21 protein-coding genes are annotated in these 21715 nt (G+C 45.6%); all 21 read left to right on the forward strand.

Annotated elements, in window-relative coordinates; translation table 11 throughout:
- Nucleotides 1-352: 352 nt before the first annotated feature.
- The 21 genes from rpoE (at nucleotide 353) to BN1067_RS06555 (ending at nucleotide 21583) form a co-directional block, all read left to right on the forward strand.
- A complete protein-coding gene (rpoE, locus tag BN1067_RS06455) occupies nucleotides 353-979 on the forward strand; it encodes a DNA-directed RNA polymerase subunit delta (protein ID WP_053218073.1) in 627 nt (208 codons plus the stop codon).
- 452 nt (nucleotides 980-1431) lie between these two features.
- A complete protein-coding gene (locus BN1067_RS06460) occupies nucleotides 1432-3042 on the forward strand; it encodes a CTP synthase (protein WP_053218074.1) in 1611 nt (536 codons plus the stop codon).
- A 327-nt stretch (nucleotides 3043-3369) separates the two neighbouring features.
- Nucleotides 3370-3744 (forward strand): response regulator, encoded by a 375-nt coding sequence (locus BN1067_RS06465; protein WP_053218121.1) that lies wholly within the window; start codon nucleotides 3370-3372, stop codon nucleotides 3742-3744.
- Nucleotides 3745-3906: 162 nt separating this feature from the next.
- Nucleotides 3907-4770: a class II fructose-1,6-bisphosphate aldolase gene (gene fba / locus BN1067_RS06470; RefSeq protein WP_053218075.1), complete on the forward strand. Its 864-nt coding sequence runs from the start codon at nucleotides 3907-3909 to the stop codon at nucleotides 4768-4770.
- 226 nt (nucleotides 4771-4996) lie between these two features.
- A complete protein-coding gene (fsa, locus tag BN1067_RS06475; protein WP_053218076.1) occupies nucleotides 4997-5638 on the forward strand; it encodes a fructose-6-phosphate aldolase in 642 nt (213 codons plus the stop codon).
- Between the two features lie 178 nt (nucleotides 5639-5816).
- Nucleotides 5817-7103 (forward strand): UDP-N-acetylglucosamine 1-carboxyvinyltransferase, encoded by a 1287-nt coding sequence (locus tag BN1067_RS06480; RefSeq protein WP_053218077.1) that lies wholly within the window; start codon nucleotides 5817-5819, stop codon nucleotides 7101-7103.
- 907 nt (nucleotides 7104-8010) lie between these two features.
- Nucleotides 8011-9297, forward strand: a complete 1287-nt coding sequence (gene rho / locus BN1067_RS06485) for a transcription termination factor Rho (RefSeq protein ID WP_053218078.1) — start codon at nucleotides 8011-8013, stop codon at nucleotides 9295-9297.
- 273 nt (nucleotides 9298-9570) lie between these two features.
- Complete coding sequence (locus BN1067_RS06490; RefSeq protein WP_053218079.1) at nucleotides 9571-9816, forward strand: type B 50S ribosomal protein L31; 246 nt, start codon at nucleotides 9571-9573, stop codon at nucleotides 9814-9816.
- Between the two features lie 242 nt (nucleotides 9817-10058).
- Nucleotides 10059-10679, forward strand: a complete 621-nt coding sequence (locus tag BN1067_RS06495; protein WP_053218080.1) for a thymidine kinase — start codon at nucleotides 10059-10061, stop codon at nucleotides 10677-10679.
- Between the two features lie 312 nt (nucleotides 10680-10991).
- Nucleotides 10992-11396: a hypothetical protein gene (locus tag BN1067_RS06500; protein WP_053218081.1), complete on the forward strand. Its 405-nt coding sequence runs from the start codon at nucleotides 10992-10994 to the stop codon at nucleotides 11394-11396.
- 249 nt (nucleotides 11397-11645) lie between these two features.
- Entirely contained in the window at nucleotides 11646-12716 is a 1071-nt protein-coding gene (gene prfA, locus BN1067_RS06505; protein ID WP_053218122.1) for a peptide chain release factor 1, read from the forward strand.
- A 1-nt stretch (nucleotide 12717) separates the two neighbouring features.
- Nucleotides 12718-13605 (forward strand): peptide chain release factor N(5)-glutamine methyltransferase, encoded by an 888-nt coding sequence (prmC, locus tag BN1067_RS06510; RefSeq protein WP_053218082.1) that lies wholly within the window; start codon nucleotides 12718-12720, stop codon nucleotides 13603-13605.
- A 72-nt stretch (nucleotides 13606-13677) separates the two neighbouring features.
- Entirely contained in the window at nucleotides 13678-14286 is a 609-nt protein-coding gene (gene spoIIR, locus BN1067_RS06515; protein WP_053218123.1) for a stage II sporulation protein R, read from the forward strand.
- Between the two features lie 100 nt (nucleotides 14287-14386).
- On the forward strand, nucleotides 14387-14824 hold the full coding sequence (locus BN1067_RS06520; RefSeq protein ID WP_053218083.1) for a hypothetical protein: 438 nt from the start codon (nucleotides 14387-14389) through the stop codon (nucleotides 14822-14824).
- Nucleotides 14825-15231: 407 nt separating this feature from the next.
- Nucleotides 15232-16296, forward strand: coding sequence for an L-threonylcarbamoyladenylate synthase (locus BN1067_RS06525; protein ID WP_053218084.1), 1065 nt, complete (start codon nucleotides 15232-15234; stop codon nucleotides 16294-16296).
- A gap of 360 nt (nucleotides 16297-16656) precedes the next feature.
- A complete protein-coding gene (locus BN1067_RS06530; RefSeq protein WP_053218085.1) occupies nucleotides 16657-17211 on the forward strand; it encodes a manganese efflux pump MntP in 555 nt (184 codons plus the stop codon).
- A gap of 350 nt (nucleotides 17212-17561) precedes the next feature.
- A complete protein-coding gene (locus BN1067_RS06535) occupies nucleotides 17562-18170 on the forward strand; it encodes a low molecular weight protein arginine phosphatase (RefSeq protein WP_053218086.1) in 609 nt (202 codons plus the stop codon).
- Nucleotides 18171-18587: 417 nt separating this feature from the next.
- Nucleotides 18588-19037, forward strand: a complete 450-nt coding sequence (gene rpiB, locus BN1067_RS06540) for a ribose 5-phosphate isomerase B (RefSeq protein ID WP_053218087.1) — start codon at nucleotides 18588-18590, stop codon at nucleotides 19035-19037.
- 68 nt (nucleotides 19038-19105) lie between these two features.
- Nucleotides 19106-19672, forward strand: a complete 567-nt coding sequence (locus BN1067_RS06545) for a TIGR01440 family protein (RefSeq protein WP_053218088.1) — start codon at nucleotides 19106-19108, stop codon at nucleotides 19670-19672.
- Nucleotides 19673-19877: 205 nt separating this feature from the next.
- Nucleotides 19878-21113, forward strand: coding sequence for a serine hydroxymethyltransferase (locus tag BN1067_RS06550; RefSeq protein WP_053218089.1), 1236 nt, complete (start codon nucleotides 19878-19880; stop codon nucleotides 21111-21113).
- A 227-nt stretch (nucleotides 21114-21340) separates the two neighbouring features.
- Nucleotides 21341-21583, forward strand: a complete 243-nt coding sequence (locus tag BN1067_RS06555) for a hypothetical protein (protein ID WP_053218090.1) — start codon at nucleotides 21341-21343, stop codon at nucleotides 21581-21583.
- Nucleotides 21584-21715 lie beyond the last annotated feature (132 nt).

The following is a 21715-nucleotide window of genomic DNA, read 5'->3' on the forward strand; positions in this document are numbered from 1 at the left end:
GAAGATCAATTGATTTTTTTTGGTTTTTCGGGTTTATTTCCTGCTGAAAATGTAAAAAGTAATTGGATATGAAAGGTAATGGAACTCTCTCGCCCACACCTTAAGCAGGACAGGATATACTATGCTTCGAGGTCTGCGGTTGGATAGATAGGCTATTATTGCAATTTGATTTTTATAACCATATAATGTATGAGAGGATTTATTATCAGCATGGCTTGCTGGCAATTTGCAGGCGGCCAAACCTGAAGATCGACCGAACTGAATGATCGAATATCTACCAGAAACAGGAAACAGCTCCGGCTGAGTACCTGTCTGGAAGTTTAATAAACTGACGTAAAGGGAGTGCTTGACCGTGAGCTTGACAAATTACAGCCACGAGGAGATTGCGGATTTATCGATGATCGAACTGGCAAGTGTCATTTTAGCCGAGGAGAAAAAGGCAAAGGATTTTAGAGAAGTATATGATCGTATTACCGAACTGAAAGGATTCACAGCCGCACAAAAGGATGAATATATCGCCCAGTTTTATACGGACTTGAACACGGACGGTCGTTTTTTGACAATTGGGTCAAACCTTTGGGGACTGAAAGAATGGTATCCAGTCGAGCAGATCGAAGAAGAAATCACGGAAGTGCCGAAAAAGAAAAAGAAAAAAGCAAAAGCCAAAACAAGTAAACGGAAAAAAGAAGATATTTACGTGGAAGAGGAAGTCGATGAAGATCTTGATGAATTGGAAGAGGATCTTGATTTCGATGACATCGATACCACGGATGAATTCGTCGATGAAAGTGACGATGATTTCGACGATGAAGAGGATACAGATGATACAGATGATACAAATGCGGATAACGATGATGATTACGATGGTGACTTCCGCAGTGGTAACCTCGATGATGAAGACCAGAAGGTTGTTGAAGAAGACGTCTCTTACATTGGCGATGAAGATGACGACGATGCGAACGATGACAATTACAATTAAGTGAAACGGCGCTTGACTTTCTATAGGCAAGTTAGTAAAATTTTATTTGGGCTCTTTAAATTATTGTACGTTAATAAAAGCGTTCCCCTGAACAGGGGAGCGCTTTTGCTATTTTATAAGAAATTTTCATCGCTCGCATACAAGTGTCTGACCGAACGCGTTTATTTTGGACAACTTGCTTGAGAAGGGAACCCTGCGTTCATAAGGAAAGCTCTTTTCGCGGGCATGGTCACAGCGTCCAGCGGAAAGCGTAGTAGAGCGCGCTCAGCACGCTTTAGTTGGAGTGCCATGACGGCGATCTTTTAGAAAACAGCCTTCATAAAAAACAGCTGTTTGGAAAAGTCTAACCGATAAGCAAATACTTGCTATTGGCAGACGGCTGTTATATGATGATTATTTTTAACAGGACTGGAAGCAATCATGAATCATGAACATAGAAAGAGGGATGTAGGGTGACAAAGTATATTTTTGTAACAGGAGGAGTTGTCTCCTCGCTTGGTAAAGGCATTACAGCAGCTTCATTGGGACGCCTGCTGAAAAATCGGGGATTGAATGTAACCATTCAGAAATTTGATCCATACATCAATGTGGATCCGGGAACGATGAGCCCGTATCAGCATGGGGAAGTATTCGTCACAGAAGACGGAGCGGAAACAGATCTTGACTTGGGACACTACGAGCGTTTCATCGACATTAATCTAAATCAGTACAGCAATGTAACCACCGGTAAAATATATTCAACGGTCATCAAAAAAGAACGGAGGGGCGATTATCTTGGTGGAACGGTCCAGGTAATCCCTCACATTACCAATGAAATCAAAGACAAAGTATTCCGTGCCGGACAACAGACCAATGCCGATGTGGTTATTACCGAAATCGGCGGGACAGTCGGCGATATAGAATCGCTTCCTTTCCTGGAAGCAATCAGGCAGATTAAGAGTGATATTGGAAAAGACAATGTCATGTATCTGCATTGTACGCTTGTCCCATACTTGAAAGCGGCTGGTGAAATGAAGACAAAGCCGACACAACACAGTGTGAAAGAATTGCGTTCGCTTGGAATTCAGCCGGATGTCATCGTCCTTCGTACGGAAATGGAAATCAGCCAGGACATGAAGGACAAGATCGCGTTGTTCTGCGATATTGATCCAAAAGCAGTGGTGGAAGCGGGAGATGCCGATACCCTTTACCATGTACCGATTTCCCTGCAGGCTCAACAGCTGGATCAATTGACTTGTGACCACTTTGGGCTTGATTGCGAACCTGCCGACATGACGGAGTGGAATGAACTCGTCCGTAAAGTCACCAGTCTTACCAAGCAAGTAACAATTGGTTTGGTCGGAAAATACGTCGAACTTCCGGATGCTTACATTTCAGTTGTGGAAGCGTTGAAGCATGCCGGTTACCATTACGACTCGGATATTAATATCCGCTGGATCAATTCTGAACATGTAACTGCTGACAACGTGGCAACAAAACTTGATGGCGTTGATGGGATTCTAGTCCCGGGCGGTTTTGGTGACAGAGGGATTGAAGGAAAGATCGATGCCATCCGCTATGCACGTGAAAACAAGGTTCCGTTTTTGGGAATTTGCCTGGGTATGCAGCTGGCAACTGTCGAATTCGCACGTAATGTACTCGGTTTGGAAGGAGCGCATTCGGCGGAAATCAATCCGGATACACCGCACCCGATCATCGATCTCCTTCCTGAACAGAAGGATGTATCCGATTTGGGGGGTACCTTACGACTGGGCGTTTATCCTTGCCGTTTGAAGCCAGGTACCAGAACCCGTGCAGCATATGGAGAGGAAGATGTCGTTTATGAACGCCACCGTCATCGCTTTGAGTTCAACAACACCTACCGGGAACAAATGGAGGCGGAAGGATTTGTTTTCTCCGGGACAAGTCCTGACGGTCGGTTAATTGAGACGATTGAATTGGCAGACCACCCTTGGTTTGTCGCTTCCCAGTTCCACCCGGAATTCAAGTCAAGGCCGAATCGCCCGCAGCAGCTGTTTGACGGTTTTATCGGAGCATCTGCAGCATTCAGGGATAATCAATAAGTACTAGTTGAAAAAAGCGCAGCCGTTGAGTCCAGATCAAAGCGGCGCGCTTTTTTGTGCCCTTTGAAAAGATGAATCAAATACATAATTCTTCAAATTCAGCAGGAAATTGTACCTTAATATCGAACAAATAATAGACCTGGCAACTTTACATTTTGGCATCCGTATGAAAATATGGGCTATAGGTAAAAAGTATCATCCGAATCAGAGGTGATGAATAGCGAAAGAAAGCTCCAGGGACAAGTCCTGAGGAAAAGCAGTAGGGGGATCGGGAAAGAGAAAGAAAGATGCTTACATAGTCTCGAATCGGGAAGGGTTGAAAAACAAATGAAAAAAACCGTAATGATTGTTGATGACCAGCCAGGAATTCGCTTATTGCTGGAAGAAATTTTGAAAATGGAAGGGTATGACATCAAGACAGCTGAAAATGGCAAAGAGGCGCTTGATAAAATCATAGATGATCCGCCTGATTTGTTGCTGCTCGATTATAAGCTGCCGATCATGGATGCAAGCGCTCTTCTCCACCAGTTGGAAGATAAAGGGATAAAAGTGCCAGCGATATTGATGAGCGGATTAGCAGAACAAATTGAAGGGAAAAAGAAAGAGTTTACGATGGTGGAAGAAATTTTCGCAAAACCATTCAATATCGATGATGCCAGAGAGAGGGTCAACAGAATATTGGCAGAAAATAACGGAAACTGATTACATAATAATCTGAAAAAAACAGGGAAAGCGGTATCTTTTGACTGTTTTGTTGCACCTCTTGGTGGTAGTTGGTATTCTTATACTGTACCCAATCAAAAATACTTATTGACTGGATATTGCATACTAAGCACGACAACATACCCTAAGGAGGAAAACAGCATGCCGTTAGTTTCAATGAAAGAAATGCTTGAAGAAGCTAAACAGAATAACTATGGTGTCGGCCAATTCAATCTGAACAACCTTGAATATGCCCAAGCCGTTCTTCAAGCAGCAGAGGAAGAAAAATCCCCAGTGATTCTCGGTGTTTCTGAAGGCGCCGCAAAATATATGGGTGGTTTCAAAGTGGTTGTATCGATGGTTAAAGCATTGATGGAGGAATATGGTACAACGGTGCCAGTAGCAATTCACTTAGACCACGGCTCGAGCTTTGAAAAATGTGTCCAGGCCATTCATGCCGGATTCACTTCGGTAATGATTGACGGTTCTCATTTCCCGCTTGAGGAAAACATTGCATTGACCAAGAAAGTAGTGGAGGTTGCCCACATCAACGGGGTTTCAGTAGAAGCTGAGCTTGGCCGAATCGGTGGCCAGGAAGACGATCTGATTGTTGATGATGCAGAAGCAGCTTATGCGATCCCTGCTGAATGTGAACGACTAGTCAATGAGACTGGCGTTGACTGCTTTGCACCTGCACTTGGTTCTGTACACGGACCGTATAAAGGCGAGCCGAACCTAGGCTTCGACCGCATGGAAGAAGTATTCAATCTGGTAAACGTGCCATTGGTATTGCACGGTGGAACAGGTATTCCAACAAAAGATATCAAACGTGCACTTTCACTTGGAACTTCCAAAATCAACGTGAACACAGAAAACCAAATCGCTCAGGCACAAAAAGTACGTGAAGTACTAGCTGAACAGCCTGAACAATACGACCCTCGTAAATATTTGGGGCCTGGCCGCGAAGCGATTAAGCAAACTGTCATTGGCAAAATGCGCGAATTCGGTTCTTCCAACCGTGCATAATGCCGCTTGAAAGTGGTGAAAAAGGGGAACTGTCTATATGGACAGTTTCCTTTTCATACCATTCTACTCTACATCCAACATTCCTACATACCAATTATCTTACCTAACACCATTACTCACATGAATTACACCCTAGACTATCCTTGCGTTGCAAAAGGCAGTCGGGCCGTATAGTTGGTGCGCCTGCTTTTCATTTCTTGATAAGATTTGGAGAGGAGCTGATAGTATGAAGTTTTTCATTGATACTGCGAATATTGAGGATATCAGACAGGCTCATGCACTGGGAATCCTGTCTGGAGTAACTACCAACCCCAGTTTGGTTGCCAAAGAAGGGGTGTCCTTTCATCAGCGGTTGAAGGACATTACCGATGAAGTCTCTGGCTCTGTCAGTGCAGAAGTAGTTTCCGAGGATGCAGAAGGCATGATTGAAGAAGGAAAGGAACTTGCTGCCATTGCCCCTAATATTACGGTAAAAATACCAATGACACTGGAAGGGCTCAAGGCGGTTAAAGCATTGGATGACTTGAATATCAAGACCAATGTTACCCTTATATTCAATGCCAATCAGGCTTTGCTGGCTGCCCGTGCCGGGGCAAGTTACGTTTCTCCGTTCCTTGGACGATTGGATGATATCGGCCATAATGGGATGGAACTGATCGCCCAGATTGCAGAAATTTTTGACCGGCATGGAATTGACACGGAAATCATTGCCGCTTCTATCCGCCATCCGCTTCATGTGACCGAGGCTGCTTTACACGGGGCCCATATAGCTACTGTTCCGTTCCAGGTCTTGACCAAGCTGGTTCAGCATCCACTGACTGACCAGGGAATTGAAAAATTTTTAGCCGATTGGAAGAAGCAAAATTAGTATTGTTTGGCAAAAATTGTGTAGAATATGGTTGACCAACTAGAATGCTGCAGGTTGTTCGGATTGCTCCATTTTGGAATTATAAAAGCGAAAGCCGAGTACCCGAAGTGCAAAGGATAGTGGACAGCCGCTGTCTGAACCACTGTTTCGAACAATCTCAGGGAGTGAGGAGTTCCAAATGCAAAAAATACTTGTAGAAGGTGGCAGACCTTTAAACGGCAAAGTGAGAATCAGCGGAGCGAAAAACAGTGCGGTTGCGTTGCTGCCGGCAGCAATTCTCGCAGAATCAAAGGTTATCATCGAGGGCCTGCCGAAAATATCTGACGTAGACGTTTTGGGAGATTTACTGGAGGAAATTGGCGGTACTGTTTCCTGGAAGGGGCAGACGATTCATATTGATCCAAGCAACATGATCAACATGCCTCTGCCGAGTGGAAAAGTGAAAAAACTGCGTGCTTCCTATTATTTCATGGGAGCGATGCTGGGCCGGTTTAAAGAAGCGGTGATAGGATTGCCGGGTGGCTGCCATCTAGGACCCCGGCCGATTGATCAGCACATTAAAGGATTTGAAGCACTTGGGGCAAAAGTCACCAATGAACAAGGTGCGATTTACCTGCGTGCGGATGAATTGCGCGGTGCGCGGATATATCTCGATGTAGTAAGTGTCGGGGCGACGATTAATATTATGCTTGCTGCAGTAAAAGCAAAGGGCAGAACGGTTATCGAAAATGCTGCCAAGGAACCGGAAATTATCGATGTAGCCACCCTGCTTACCAGTATGGGGGCGAAAATTAAAGGAGCCGGGACGGATGTCATCCGGATTGAAGGCTGTGATACACTGACGGGATGCATGCACACCATCATACCAGATCGGATCGAAGCCGGTACTTATACGATCATGGCAGCAGCCCAGGGAGAAAAAGTTTTGATCGACAATGTCATCCCGCAGCACCTTGAATCGTTGCTGGCCAAATTGCGGGAAATGGGTGTTTCCATTAAAGAAGGGGATGAACAGCTGCTCATCCAGCCAGGTCAAAACTTGAAAAGTGTAGATATTAAGACCCTGGTCCATCCCGGATTTCCGACCGATTTACAACAGCCGTTCACTTCTTTGCTGACCAAAGCAAAAGGAACAGGTGTTGTAACCGATACGATATACCAGGCTAGATTGAAACATATCGATGAGCTGCGCAGAATGAATGCATTGATCAAAGTAGAAGGCGGATCAGCGATTGTTTCCGGTCCAGTCCAGCTGGAAGGCGCAAAGGTGAAGGCGAGCGACCTTCGTGCAGGGGCGGCTTTGATTGCAGCTGGCCTGATGGCTGACGGTATCACAGAAATAACCGGTCTGGAACACATTGACCGGGGCTATGAACAAATTACCGAAAAGCTTTCCAACCTTGGAGCGAAAATTTGGCGTGAAGAAATGACTGCTGAGGAAGTCGAACAGTTTCAGAATTCCTGATTGCATGGATTCTCGGTGGAACTAGAAAAAGGCAGGAGCAGTCCCTTGCTTCTTTCGGCGGGACATGTTTTTGCCTTCTGTTCCTTATCTAAGTTTTTCCCCACGGAATGGAATCAGTGATGAAACATTCCCATCTGCATCCTGTGTTCCCCTTGAGGCTTGTGTGTATCCTCTATGTAGCAAAGAGCCTGGTTCTGGGCTACATTTTAGTGAGGTGTTAGTGCCCTTCGTTATTTCCCGCATTAATAGAACTTAACAGGGTTAGGAATTGACAGAAACGTTCAGCTATCTGCCTCGCCTGAAAACAGCCGATCGGTGTCTATCCATTACATTTGTTTTATTGTAAAGGAATGAACTGTATGTGTGACATACGATGGCTGGGTGGGATATAGGGGCCGGGATGGCTAGTCAATAAATTTTTGTTGAATAATCAAGAAAGAAACGGTACTATGGAAGAAGTTTAATAAGTGTTTAGTTAGGTTATAATGATTGATGTAAACTTATGAAAACTTCTATTCTAGTTTTATGCTTTCCTTCAACTTCTTCTTGGATTGGCTTTTATGCTATCAGAGCGATTTGTTGCACGGTTGATAGTGTAAGGAAACGGAGGCTTTCGTCATTCCGGCTTGGCAGCAAGCCAAGTTTTTTATTGTTGAAAAGAAAAGCCTTTAGTAAACAAACCAACGGCTTTCCTACAAGGTTTTCCTCCATCAGCTAAATCTATCAAAGCTATCCAACGAGGCTCCAACCAGGAAGTGCATTACTACCCAATTCATTTATTACGATGGAAAATAACCCCTTTTGCATGCTGTGTCTAATCAGTGTGCTGAAATCGTATGCACAAAGGTAGCTATCGGTAGGGTTATTCTCGAAAAAATACCAAAAATTTAATAGGTGTGGTGATTTTGTGGCTGAATTGACCATTTCTCATTTAGAATCGTTAACATTGAAAGAATTATATGAAAAAGCGAAAGAATATAAAGTATCCTATTACGCAAAGCTTACCAAGCGCGAACTCGTTTTTTCCATTTTGAAGGCCCAGGCCGAAAAAGACGGCTTTTTGTTCATGGATGGAATTTTGGAAATCATTCCTTCTGAAGGTTTCGGTTTTCTGCGTCCGATCAATTATTCGCCAAGTTCAGAAGATATTTATATTTCCGCATCACAAATCAGGCGTTTTGACCTTCGAAATGGGGATAAAGTGTCTGGTAAAGTGCGTCCTCCAAAAGAAAATGAACGATATTACGGCTTGCTCCATGTCGACGCCGTAAACGGTCAAAACCCGGAAACTGCCAAGGAACGCGTCCATTTTCCTGCATTGACGCCATTGTACCCAAATCGTTTAATGCGTTTAGAGACCGAAACAAGAAAGCTGTCCACAAGGATTATCGATTTGATGACACCGGTTGGCTTCGGACAGCGCGGATTGATCGTCGCCCCTCCAAAAGCGGGGAAAACCATGCTGTTGAAACAGATAGCCAATAGCATTTCCAAGAATCATCCAAACGCAAAACTGATTATCCTGCTGGTCGATGAGCGTCCGGAAGAGGTAACCGATATCGAGCGTTCTGTCCATCCGGATGTCGACGTTGTCAGCTCCACTTTTGACGAGGTTCCGGAAAACCATATTAAGGTATCCGAGCTTGTGCTGGAGCGTGCCATGCGTCTTGTCGAGCACAAAAAAGATGTCATTGTACTAATGGACAGCATTACAAGGCTAGCCCGTGCATACAACCTGGTCATTCCGCCAAGCGGTCGTACGTTGTCCGGTGGTATCGACCCGGCAGCCTTCCATCGTCCGAAGCGATTCTTCGGAGCGGCACGGAATATCGAAGAGGGTGGAAGCTTTACAATCCTGGCTACTGCTCTGGTCGATACTGGTTCTCGGATGGATGACGTCATTTATGAAGAATTCAAAGGAACCGGAAACATGGAACTCCATTTGGATCGCAGTCTTGCCGAGCGCCGTATCTATCCGGCAATCGATATTTTGCGTTCCGGGACAAGAAAAGAAGAATTGCTTGTCTCGAAAGATCATCTGGATAAAATCTGGGCGATCCGTAAAACGATGCAGGACTCCAACGACTTTGTCGAGCGCTTCTTACGCCGGATGAGATCGTCGAAAAACAATGAAGAGTTCTTCCAGTCCATGGAGGAAGATATGAAGCGGAAAGGGACAGCCAGAAGGGCATAACCAGTTCACTGGTAAATGACGGAAGCATTTCTGGCTGAGAGTAGCGTTGCCCCGGCAGCCTCGCAAGATAGGGGGCTTGCACGGACGTACGTTTTTTCAAACTGCTGCTTGCAATGGCAATTTTACACTGTTATAATCATTTTATGTGAGCTTAGAATAGATTGCTGTCCTAAAGGACAGATATTCTGATGCCTCTTTCCGGATCGCATTCGGATTGCGGGCTTACAATAACTCTGTTTCCAAAGGATTCAGGGCAAAAGGAGTGGAAAGAACATGAAAGAACAAATTCATCCGGAATACAGAAAAGTAGTATTTCTTGATACTAGCTCTGACTACAAATTCCTAAGCGGCTCTACAAAGTCTTCTGATGAAACAATCGAATGGGAAGACGGTAACACTTACCCGTTGATTCGCGTGGAAATCAGCTCAGCTTCTCACCCGTTCTACACTGGTAAGCAAAAAGCGGACAAAGCTGGCGGACGTGTCGATCGATTCAAGAAAAAATATAACCTTGGTTAATGCTCAGAGATCTTTCTCTGGTGAAAAAACCAAAGATATTGATGAAAAACAGGCAAATCGTCTAACTTTTTGCCTGTTTTTTTACTTTGTAAAGTGAAGTGGTTCTTTAGATGCGAAATTTGTGGAATTAAAACGAAAACGAACGTTTTTTAATAGATGAACAAGGCAATAACTATGTAAATAAGGCATAACTGCGGCGGAGAGTTAATGGTCTTCGTAAACTTGAAGGGAGTGTCCCGTGGATGTATGTAATGAAACAAAGTGGATGGGTAGAGCTGATTTGCGGCAGCATGTTTTCGGGTAAGTCAGAGGAATTGATTCGAAGGGTACGACGAGCTACATACGGAAATTTATCTGTCCGGGTATTTAAACCTGCCATTGACAGTCGTTATTCCGAGGAATCGGTCGTGTCGCACAATGGAACGACCATTTTGGCACGTCCAGTCGAGAGAGCAGCCGACATTCCTGCCTATATCGATGCCGAGGTAGATGTGATTGGAATTGACGAGGTACAGTTTTTCGACGAAGAGATTGTAGGCATTGTCGATGAATTGGCGGATCATGGCCACCGGGTTATTGTGGCTGGTCTTGATACTGATTTCAGGGGCGAACCGTTCGGGCCAGTCCCGAAACTGATGGCGTTGAGCGAGTCGGTGACAAAGCTTAATGCGATTTGTCCAGTTTGCGGGTCTCCGGCCAGCAGAACACAGCGTTTGATCAACGACAAACCTGCTTCGTATGATGATCCAATCATTTTAGTAGGAGCTTCTGAATCTTATGAGCCTCGTTGCCGCCACCATCACGAAGTTCCGAATCGTCCCAGGCAAGCGCTAAACCTCAATGCGATTCCGACATCGAAGTAATGACTTTTGACGGGATGCCTTATCGGTATCCTGTTTTTTGTTGTGCTTAGAAGCATACGTGCTGACGTACTGCCTGCGTATCTATCGTTTCTGTGGTAATTATCAGTGGAATGATGAGTAGAGGAAATACCCGAAGGCTCAAGCGGGAGAACAGGTTCAATGAGATTCTGCGGAAAACGCCGAGTTATCTTTGATTTTATAAGAATCGGATTAAAGCCGTGTCTGGGTTCTTTGTTGGTGGTAGTCGATTGGCCAGGAGCATAAATATCCTGCGGCAGAAGCATGCTAAGAGAAAAAGCATGGAGGTTACATATGTACAAAGTGCTGACAGCCGTCTTCTGTTTTGCGTTACTGAGCGCTTGTGGAAATAGGAACACTTTACAAGAACAAGGAAGTGTCCCGCAGGGTGGGGACGAAGTGGAGACTACGGAAGAAGGTTATATCCAATTACGAGGCACACAGCCGCGAATTTTCGACGAATATGGCGACCGTGAGCTCATGGAAGACACGAGCAGATCTTCAATCATACGGGCAGCTGAATCGGTCGGCGATGTTACGGTGGAAAATCTCGAAATAATGGATGAAGAGATCAGAATCGATGCTGTATTGCAGGGAGACTTTAATTCTGGAGAGAGAATGGCAAAAGTCAACCAAATTCGGCGATCGGTCGATAATCAGGTGAACGGTGGATATTATGTGCGTGTGTTTGTTCGCTGAGTGAATAGGGAAGGCGCGGGTTCCAGGATGGGAATCCGCGTATTTTTCTTTTTAAGGGTACTAGAAGTATTTAAACTGAAGGCAGGCGAGGTAACTAGCGTTTTTGCGATAAATTGCATAGCAGGAAATCCAGGCAGTCAGGTGATTCTGCCATGTTACATAAAATTCGTCTGTTACTGCCAAGCTTTTTTTGACGGGGTTTTTCTCCTGTACTATAATTAGAATGTTAAGGAGAAAGAGGTGGATGAAGTGTTAGACAGACTGCAATCCTTGGAAGACCGTTATGATAAATTGAATGAATTGCTCAGTGACCCTGAAGTAATCAGTGATACAAAAAAATTACGTGAATATTCAAAAGAACAAGCCGGCCTGGAGGATGTCATCCAGGCATACCGTGAATATAAAGATGTGACCATCCAGCTGGATGATGCCAAAGCCATGCTGGAGGATGAAAAGGACGCTGAGATGCAGGATATGGTCAAGTCGGAAATCAACGAGTTGTCCAAGCGGAAGGAAGAGCTGGAAGAAGAGCTGCGCATCTTGCTTCTTCCTAAGGACCCTAATGATGACAAAAACGTTATCATGGAAATTCGCGGTGCTGCCGGCGGCGACGAGGCTGCTTTGTTTGCAGGAGATCTGTATCGTATGTATTCCCGGTTTGCTGAATCGGAAGGCTGGAAAATTGATGTCATGGAAGCCAACACGACAGGTGTCGGTGGCTACAAGGAAATCATTTTCATGATCAATGGGGAAGGGGCTTATTCCAAGCTGAAGTTTGAAAATGGCGCCCACCGCGTGCAGCGTGTTCCGGAAACGGAGTCAGGCGGCAGGATTCATACATCTACCGCGACCGTAGTCGTTATGCCGGAAGCGGAAGAAGTGGAAGTTGACGTTCATGATAAGGACATCCGTGTCGATACGTTTGCATCCAGCGGGCCCGGCGGACAGAGTGTTAACACAACGATGTCTGCGGTACGTCTGACGCATATGCCGACAGGAATTGTTGTATCGATTCAGGACGAGAAATCGCAGATCAAAAACAAGGAAAAAGCCATGAAAGTCTTGCGGGCTAGAATTTATGATAAATTCCAACAGGAAGCACAAGCAGAATATGACGAAACAAGAAAGTCTGCAGTTGGATCAGGAGACCGTTCGGAACGGATCCGCACCTACAATTTCCCGCAAAACCGGGTGACAGATCATCGCATCGGTTTGACTATCCAAAAGCTGGATCAGATTTTGGAAGGAAAAGTCGGCGAAATCATCGATGCTTTGCTGATGGAAGAGCAAGCCAAAAAATTGGAACAGATCGGTGAATGATATGACAGCACAACGACGTACAATTAATGAAGCCCTACGCTGGGCTTCTCTTTTTTTAGAGCAGCATCGCCGGGAGCCTCGTGTTGCAGAAATTTTGCTTCAACACCATACAGGATTAGAGCGGTCGGGGTTTTTAGCCGCTCAGCGTGAAGTATTGGAAAAGGAAACCGATGAACGGTTTAAGGCCGACATCGAAGCACATGCTGCCACAGGTATCCCTGTCCAGCATTTAACCGGGAAGGAGTCTTTCTACGGAAGGGATTTTATGGTGGATCCACACGTTTTGATTCCTCGCCCGGAAACCGAAGAGTTGGTCCTCGGCGTCATGGAATATGCAGAAAAACTGGGAACAAACCAGCCGCTTCGAGTGGTAGATGCAGGAACGGGAAGTGGAATCATCGCCATCACCTTAAAGCTGGAAAAGCCGACATGGCAAGTAGCTGCCACAGATATTTCTGCAGAAGCTTTACAGGTGGCTCGGCAAAACGCAGACAGGTTAGGAGCCAATGTCACTTTTAGGCAGGGAGATTTTTTACAGCCCATCCTGGAAGAGCGGCAGGCTGTGGACATCATTGTTTCCAATCCTCCTTACATTGCCCGTGCGGAAGCGGCGTTTCTCGATGATACGGTCAAAAATTTCGACCCGTCATTGGCATTGTTTGCTGATGGAGATGGCTTGGCTGCCTACAGGCAAATAGTCGAACAGGCTGGTTCTATTTTATCCGATCGGGGACTGCTTGCTTTTGAAATCGGCCATCAGCAGGGAGACCAGGTTGCCTGCCTGATACGGAGCAAATTTCCCGGATCCTTAGTCGAAGTACGAAAAGATATCAACGGCAAGAACCGCATGGTATTCGCCCAGGTTACCGGCGGAATAGAGCAAAAATAATAGATTGTTAGTTTAAAAGCTTCCTCCCCTGCCCATACTGGAGCTATACAGTTAGTGAAAGGGGCAGGAACAGTGCGCAATTATTTTATCTATTTGATTATATTTTTAGCATTACTAGGTATTTTTCCTACAAAGGGTCTTGGGGAACTGGGACAAACGGATGCTTCCGGCTATCAAGTTATCCCGGACGAAGCAATCCGACTAAGGATTTTGGCGAATAGTGACAGTGACAAGGATCAAGACTTAAAACATTTGATCCGCGATCGGGTCAATGCGGATATCACGGAATGGGTCGGCGATATAGCAGATATAGGAGAAGCAAGGAAAGTGATTCAAAACAAGCTTCCGGAAATCGAATCAACCGTTCAGCAGGTTTTGGAGGAAGAAGGAGCGGAGCAAACCTATCAAGTAGAGTATGGAAAAAAGGTGAAGTTTCCGGATAAAGTATATGGTTCATATATTTACCCGGCTGGTGAATACGAAGCCATCCTGATCACGCTCGGAGCTGGTAAGGGCGCTAACTGGTGGTGTGTTTTGTTTCCACCTCTATGCTTTCTCGATTTTTCAAATGGCTCTACTGTTGCAGAAGAGCAAGAACCTGAAGAAGATGTGGACGAAACGGAACAAAAGGAAGAAAAAGAAGTAAAAGTGAAGTTTTTCTTATTAGAATGGTTCACATAAATCTATCATATCACTCCTCTATCATTCATAGACTAGAGCAAACAGCGGTTCCGCAAGAAGGAGAGCCGGCTAGGAAAATCGGAATATAGGGAGTGGCTAGATGAAACTGATTCAAACAAACCGGTTGGATGACCAGGTACTGCAGCGTTTTTTTGGTGGATCGTGGGACATTTTTCGAGGAAAACAAAAGTTGAAGGAGAATGGTTTCTTGTTAGAAGTCCAGGGGGAGTGCAAAGCGTTTTTTTCGTTGCTTCCTGTGGAAGGACAGACCTTTTGGCTAAAAAGCCTTTATATTAAAGAAGGAGTCCCTTCCTCTTTTCCTTGGACGGTTTTGGAGGCATCGATGACACTAGCTGCAGAAAGAGAGGCAGACTGTATTTATATATTCAGCCATCAGTCTGCCCTGGATACTTTGCTTGAACTAGTACAGTTTGAACGCGCTGATTTTCCTTCATTTGCTGAAGGGCATGAGCTGCCAAAAGGACAATGGTGGAAGCGTAGGTTGGGGAAAGAAGTTACTCGGGCGGAGGGGCGTTGAAGCCTTCTGTCGTTCTTCCGTTGAGTTGGGGATAAATCGGAGAATTATGCACAATCGCTGTGCTATAACAGAGGTTATTCACAATTGTTGATAGAAACTGTTGATAAATTGTGGAGATTGGTGGATAACTAGAAAAATAGGCCATTCGTTTGAGTTGTTTCTTCGTGTATGCTTTGTTAATAGGTAAAATATCCCTGTTTTATCGATAGAAAATCAAATTTGCAATCCCTTTACAGCCATACTCCGGCAGGGATTGTATTGTTTTTTGCCGCGATTGGGAAAGTTATGCACAACAACTTGCGGAATTGCCAGAAAAATTTCATAATGTGGATAAGTTGTTGATAAAGAATCGGGCAGCGAATAATACGGTTAAACAAACGTTTGATTAATTAAAGGAGTTAGTAATCGTGACGGATACAAAGGTATGGAAAATAGACCAAATTACTAGCGAGACAGAGCGATCTATCAAGGAAGCGGCGGCATTGCTGGTGCAAAACCAGGTCGTTGCTTTTCCGACAGAAACAGTATATGGATTAGGAGCTAATGCTAAAGAAGCAGACGCCGTGGCTCGAATATTTGAGGCGAAGGGACGCCCGGCTGACAATCCATTAATCGTCCATTTAGCGGAGCGGAATCAAATCGATGCGTATGTTGCCGAAGTACCGGAAATGGCTAAAAAACTGTTAGCAGCCTTTACTCCTGGTCCGTTGACAGTAATTTTGAAAAGCAATGGTACGATTGCTGAAAATGTAACAGCTGGATTGTCTTCGGTAGGCGTGCGAATTCCTGATCATCCGGTAGCTCAAGCGCTTCTTCGTGCTTGTCGGCTACCCTTGGCTGCGCCAAGTGCCAATAAGTCAGGACGGCCGAGTCCAACTACAGCGGCACATGTCTACGAGGATTTGCAAGGCAGGATTGCCGGACTGCTGGATGGAGGGCCGACTGGGGTTGGGGTTGAATCAACCGTGGTAGATTGTACCGGAGAAGTTCCGATTATTTTGCGTCCTGGCGGCGTGACCAGAGAGCAGCTGGAAGAAGTGGTTGGAAGTGTCATGGTCGATCCGGCACTGGCCGTTCAGGGAGAAGAACTTCCAGAGAACAAGGCAGTGGAGAAACCACGGGCGCCGGGGATGAAATATACCCACTATGCACCGGAAGCTCCGATGTGGCTGGTCAACGGCGACCAGGCTTTTATGCAGGCACAGATAGATACCTTGCAACAAGCCGGAAACAAAGTCGGGGTAATTGCCAGTGAAGAACTGGCAGATCAATTGGAAATAGGCGCAATAAATAGATGTGGATCAAGGGATAATTTGCATGAGGTGGCGGCTCACTTGTACGATGCCCTGCGCTCGTTCAAAAAATCGGATGTAGATATCATCCTGTGCGAAACCTTCCCGGAAACAGGTGTCGGCCAGGCAATCATGAACCGCCTCCATAAAGCGGCAACCAAAAAAATCAACCAGTTCTAAAAAACAGAAAGACCGGGGACAGTCCCTTACACCCCAGGAGGGCATTCCACCACGGCGTGAGGGGACAGTCCCCGAAATCGGTTCACTCTGCGCGTTTTACTCGTAAAACCCCGTCATCAAAAGGTTTGACCCTTGAAGGGACAGTCCCCTGACCAAGGTCAGCAGGGAAAAACAGCGCTTTTGGGGTCAGTCCCCAGAACCGTTTCCAGCGGTCTTTATGGTTCGTTTGGGGACTGTCCCCTCTGTGGTGTCCCCTCTGTGGTGTCCCCTCTGTGGTCCACCCCCGAATCCAGTTCCTGGTTATATAACTTGTCTCCTTGGCATATAGTGAAATAGCATGTCCGGAGAGGGGTTGGCAGGATGGGTGGGGTGAATATTGGCGAGTATATTTCATTGATTTTTATGGCTGCGGCTTTGGGGATGGATGCATTCTCTGTTGGTCTGGGGATGGGGATGCAGGCACTGAGGCTGAAGCGCATTTTTATTGTTGGTGTGTCAGTCGGCTTGTTTCATATGCTGATGCCGTTTCTGGGAATTGCATTAGGCAGATTCATTTCTACTAAAATCGAGGGATTTGCGATTTTGGGAAGCGGACTGCTGTTATTTGCGCTCGGTGTGCAAATGCTGTTAGCTTCTTTTAACCGGGATGATAAAAAATTGATCAGGCCGATTGGTTTGGGACTTATCTTATTTTCAATAAGCGTCAGTCTGGATAGTTTTTCCGTGGGGTTGAGCCTGGGAATGTCCGGAGTCCGTACGGTTCTGGCCATTGTCCTGTTTGGATGGTTCAGTGCCGTTCTGACATGGTCGGGCTTACTGCTTGGCAGGAAAGCAAGAGGATTGATCGGCGTTTACAGTGAATTGCTGGGTGGAAGCATCTTGTGTGCCTTCGGATTGAGAATTATTTTTGGCTAGCGGAACGAAGCGGGCTGTCTGTCGATAAAATGGCAGGCAGTTTTTTATTTCTATTTATGAAAATCACGTCCCCTGTGAAGCTGCAGGTGGAAATGGCTATTTGTAGTGGTGGCTGTAATAAGCCCCGGAGCACGAAATCATCGGAATCGTGGAAAACATGGCCTCTTTTGACAATTCCTGTAGGTTTTTTGTCAATCCATCCAAAATGGCGTTTTATGCACAGGAAGTTTTTCATAAGGATTGGCGTGCTAAATGATATAATGGAGCCATATAAAGTATGAAATTATTAGTGAAAAGGAAAGGACGGCTGTCGGAAGCGCCTGGTCCTTAAAATTTGGAGGGTAAATATAATGAAGATATTGTTTGTTTGTACGGGGAATACTTGCAGAAGTCCGATGGCAGAAGCTTTGCTTCGGGACAAGCTACCCGGCTCTGAGGTTCAGTCTGCTGGGATTTTTGCCGGACCTGGACAGCAGGCATCCAGAAGCACGCTGGAGGTATTGGGAAAAAAGAACCTCCATCTCGATCACAAGTCACAACCAGTTACCGTTCAACTGTTAAACTGGGCGGACTTGGTATTGACGATGACATCCCAGCACAAACAATCCCTTGCCATGCAATATCCATCGTTCAGTGAAAAACTATATACCTTGAAGGAGTACGTTCTGGAAGGGGATGAGGATACATGGAACCAGCTTAAAAAAGCTTATGCCGATCTGGAGGAAAAACGGGCAAAGTTTATGAAAGAGAAGGGAAAAACCATGGATCCGCACAAACTTGATGCAGAGCTCCATCACCATTTAAGACAAGAAATTATGCAAATACAGCAGTTGGAAGCGAATCTGCCGGACTTCGACATTTCCGACCCTTTTGGCGGGAATTTGGACACCTATCAAGAAACTTTGCAGGAAATCGAAAAGTATGTTGAACTGCTCGCCAAAAAGATAGACAATAGATAAAGAAGCGTAAATATGGTGCTGTAACGGGAAGCCGGATTGCGGAAATCCGGCTGCTCCCCTTGCCGAATCAAGTGATGCCTCTATTCCTTTGGCTCAGCAGTCAAGGATAAAGCCAGCCAATCCCGGAAAAATTCACAGGACTTGATCGCCAAGCTTAGTGAAAGTAAAACCTCATACATAACCTTGTATCAGGAATTCAATCATTGGCTGAGGAACAGGAAAATTCCTTGGAAAACGTGACCGGGCTTGAAAAACGCCCGGGAAGGAAGAAAAAGTGAGAAATCTTGCTGCATCTTAGGAAATCAAGTTCAAGTATTGAAAAAAGAATTCTATCAGTTCAAAATAAAAGAAGAAGAAGTTGTCCCTCTCGAGCAACCGGAACAATTGAATACTAAATTGGAAAAGGGAGCGTAAAAGATGAAAGTGATTTTAGCCTCTGATCACGGGGGAGTAAGTCTGCGTAAGGAAATCGGCTCACTTCTAGAAGAAATGCAAATAGAATACGAAGATATCGGCTGCGACTGCGAAGGCTCTGTCGATTACCCGGATTATGGGATCCCTGCTGCTGAACGGGTTGCCAGCGGGGAATTCGACAAAGGTATCCTCATTTGCGGCACTGGAATCGGCATGTCCATCTCGGCTAATAAAGTAAAGGGCATCCGTGCAGCGCTTGTTCACGATGTGTTCAGTGCCAAGGCAACAAGGGAACACAATGATTCGAATATGATTGCAATGGGAGAGCGGGTGATCGGCCCCGGACTGGCAAGGGAAATCGTCAAAACCTGGCTGGGGACAGATTTTCAGGCGGGACGTCATGCTGACAGAATTGGAAAAATCAGTGGATATGAAACAAATGGAGAGCTTTAAGTTAATAGGATACTAAAACAGCAGGGACATACCCTGACTGCTTATTCAGACAGGAGGCTTGAAGCGAGATGTTGGAGCAGTTGAAACAGGAAATGGGTGCTATAGTTGACGAGTGGCTGGCCTCTGGTTATTTGCGCAGCGGACAGTTATTTGTGGTCGGCTGTTCCACGAGCGAGGTTGCCGGAGAGCGGATTGGCACCGCCGGGAGTGAAGAGGTGGCCGCGGTCATATTTAAAGAGCTTCAGCGGCTGCAGCAGGGCTCCGGTGTGCAGTTGGCCATTCAATGCTGCGAGCATTTGAATCGTTCCCTTGTCATGGAACAGTCCACACTTATTCAGCGTGGCTACCAGCAAGTGACGGCGGTACCCGTCCCTAAAGCGGGAGGATCCATGGCAGCTTATGCATACAAGCGAATGGAACAGCCCGTACTTGCCGAAACGGTTTCTGCCGATGCAGGCCTCGATATCGGAGAAACGATGATAGGCATGCATTTACGCAGGGTAGCGGTTCCCTTGCGATTCAAGCAAAGAACTGCCGGCAATGCAAGGGTGAATATGGCGCGGACCCGACCGAAATTAATCGGCGGAGAGCGGGCAGTTTATCCGCAAGATGATTCAGGTGTATTCTGCGACTGATTAATGTTACTATTTGATAGATTGTAGTGATCGGCTGGCGGTCGGATTGACATGGCAAACGGATCAGTGCATTTCAGCATTTGCTGAAGAGGGTAAGGACAGAAGGGGTTTTTTAGCTTTCCTGATGCCTGATTGGTTCAGCATTCTGGCCCTGGCTTTTATTCAATATTCAACAAATTTTTATAAATCAAGGGGGAATACGGCAATGGAACATGTGAAGCAAAATGACCAAGAGCTTTTTCAGGCAATTGAAAAGGAAAGAAATAGGCAGAACGACAAGATTGAATTAATTGCATCCGAAAACTTTGTTTCCGAAGCAGTGATGGAAGCACAAGGATCTGTTCTGACCAATAAATATGCGGAAGGATACCCGGGCCGTCGCTATTATGGCGGTTGTGAATATGTCGACGTGGCAGAAAACCTGGCAAGGGACCGCGCCAAGCAGCTATTTGGTGCCGACCATGTGAATGTTCAGCCCCATTCCGGAGCACAGGCCAATATGGCGGTTTACTTCTCCGTTTTGGAAATCGGAGACACGGTACTGGGAATGAATCTTAGCCATGGCGGACACCTCACACACGGCAGCCCTGTCAATTTCAGCGGGAAGCTTTATAACTTCGAAGAATACGGTGTGGACAAAGAAACAGAACAGATTGATTACGAAAGTGTCCTGGCTCAAGCGAAAGAATTACAGCCGAAATTAATCGTGGCAGGTGCAAGTGCTTATTCCAGAACGATCGATTTTAAGAAGTTCCGTGAAATTGCGGATGAAGTAGGCGCTTATTTAATGGTCGATATGGCGCACATTGCGGGACTAGTTGCTACCGGACTTCACCCTAATCCTGTTCCGTATGCTGATTTTGTAACTACAACCACCCATAAAACCTTGCGCGGTCCACGCGGAGGCATGATTCTTTGCAAGGAAGAATACGCCAAAAAAATCGATAAATCCGTATTCCCGGGAATGCAAGGCGGTCCATTGATGCATGTTATTGCGGCAAAAGCGATGGCATTCAAAGAAGCGCTACAGGATGATTTCAAAACGTATTCTCAGCAGATTATCGATAACGCCAAGAGGCTGGGTGAAGCATTGGTAAAGGAAGGAATCCGCATTGTTTCCGGAGGTACGGACAATCATTTGTTGTTATTGGATGTCCGCGGACTGGAATTGACCGGAAAAGTTGCAGAGGAAGCACTGGATAACGTTGGATTGACGACTAATAAGAATACCATTCCTTTCGATCCGGAAAGTCCGTTTGTGACTTCTGGAATCCGGATTGGTACAGCTGCTGTGACAACCCGCGGCTTCGGGCTAGAAGAAATGGATGAACTAGCTTCCATCATTGCTTTCACGCTGAAGCATCATGACGATGAAGCGAAACTACAAGAAGCCAAGGATCGAGTAAAAGCATTGACTGGAAAGTTTCCGTTATATCAATAATGTTAGCGAGCACCCCCTGCCCGGCGGCAAGGGGGTTTGCTGTATTACTGCTTACCGGCATTTCCCTTGCCCATACCGGTAAAAGTTAAAAAAAATCATTCTTCATGGAGCTCTTCTCGAATGGGATTGTAACAACGTACTTATCGTTCTACTGCCCAATAATCTCTTGAGAAAATTACTTTTAGAAAGGGACGATTTTGGGTATACCCGTTTTAGGAGGGTTCCGCATGAATAACAAAAACATTGTATCGATAGGTGGAGTAATCGAAACAGCTGAAGGATACAATTTACACATTAAAGGGTATGACGCTGAACAAAATCGGGAATTTAATGACTTGTTTTCGTATGACGGATTTTTGGTACGCGGACGTCATATTGATCCAAGACAGGATCCGCTGTCAGCTGACTGCAGACTTGAAATCAAACGGAAAATATTAGAAGTTGTTCATGAAAAAGATGCGCAACAATAAGGAAACCATCACCCCTTTTATGGTGATGGTTTTTGCTTAGCATCGGGAAGGATGAAGGTTGAAACATACTCTGCAGGTCTGAATTCCATTGGCGGGTTTTGTTAAGAATTCGGAAAAACTTCGACACTGTTT

It is taken from the genome of Virgibacillus senegalensis, from assembly GCF_000821245.2.
GTDB lineage: Bacteria > Bacillota > Bacilli > Bacillales > Amphibacillaceae > Sediminibacillus > Sediminibacillus senegalensis.

What these genes read in the sequence shown, in the direction of transcription:
- rpiB (WP_053218087.1), top strand. Translation starts at nt 18,588, where the DNA reads ATGAAAGTGATTTTAGCCTCTGATCACGGGGGAGTAAGTCTGCGTAAG.
- BN1067_RS06530 (WP_053218085.1), top strand. Translation starts at nt 16,657, where the DNA reads ATGGGTGGGGTGAATATTGGCGAGTATATTTCATTGATTTTTATGGCT.
- fba (WP_053218075.1), top strand. Translation starts at nt 3,907, where the DNA reads ATGCCGTTAGTTTCAATGAAAGAAATGCTTGAAGAAGCTAAACAGAAT.
- BN1067_RS06545 (WP_053218088.1), top strand. Translation starts at nt 19,106, where the DNA reads ATGTTGGAGCAGTTGAAACAGGAAATGGGTGCTATAGTTGACGAGTGG.
- BN1067_RS06480 (WP_053218077.1), top strand. Translation starts at nt 5,817, where the DNA reads ATGCAAAAAATACTTGTAGAAGGTGGCAGACCTTTAAACGGCAAAGTG.
- BN1067_RS06550 (WP_053218089.1), top strand. Translation starts at nt 19,878, where the DNA reads ATGGAACATGTGAAGCAAAATGACCAAGAGCTTTTTCAGGCAATTGAA.
- BN1067_RS06555 (WP_053218090.1), top strand. Translation starts at nt 21,341, where the DNA reads ATGAATAACAAAAACATTGTATCGATAGGTGGAGTAATCGAAACAGCT.
- prmC (WP_053218082.1), top strand. Translation starts at nt 12,718, where the DNA reads ATGACAGCACAACGACGTACAATTAATGAAGCCCTACGCTGGGCTTCT.
- BN1067_RS06490 (WP_053218079.1), top strand. Translation starts at nt 9,571, where the DNA reads ATGAAAGAACAAATTCATCCGGAATACAGAAAAGTAGTATTTCTTGAT.
- BN1067_RS06520 (WP_053218083.1), top strand. Translation starts at nt 14,387, where the DNA reads ATGAAACTGATTCAAACAAACCGGTTGGATGACCAGGTACTGCAGCGT.
- BN1067_RS06535 (WP_053218086.1), top strand. Translation starts at nt 17,562, where the DNA reads ATGAAGATATTGTTTGTTTGTACGGGGAATACTTGCAGAAGTCCGATG.
- BN1067_RS06495 (WP_053218080.1), top strand. Translation starts at nt 10,059, where the DNA reads ATGTATGTAATGAAACAAAGTGGATGGGTAGAGCTGATTTGCGGCAGC.
- BN1067_RS06500 (WP_053218081.1), top strand. Translation starts at nt 10,992, where the DNA reads ATGTACAAAGTGCTGACAGCCGTCTTCTGTTTTGCGTTACTGAGCGCT.
- BN1067_RS06465 (WP_053218121.1), top strand. Translation starts at nt 3,370, where the DNA reads ATGAAAAAAACCGTAATGATTGTTGATGACCAGCCAGGAATTCGCTTA.
- fsa (WP_053218076.1), top strand. Translation starts at nt 4,997, where the DNA reads ATGAAGTTTTTCATTGATACTGCGAATATTGAGGATATCAGACAGGCT.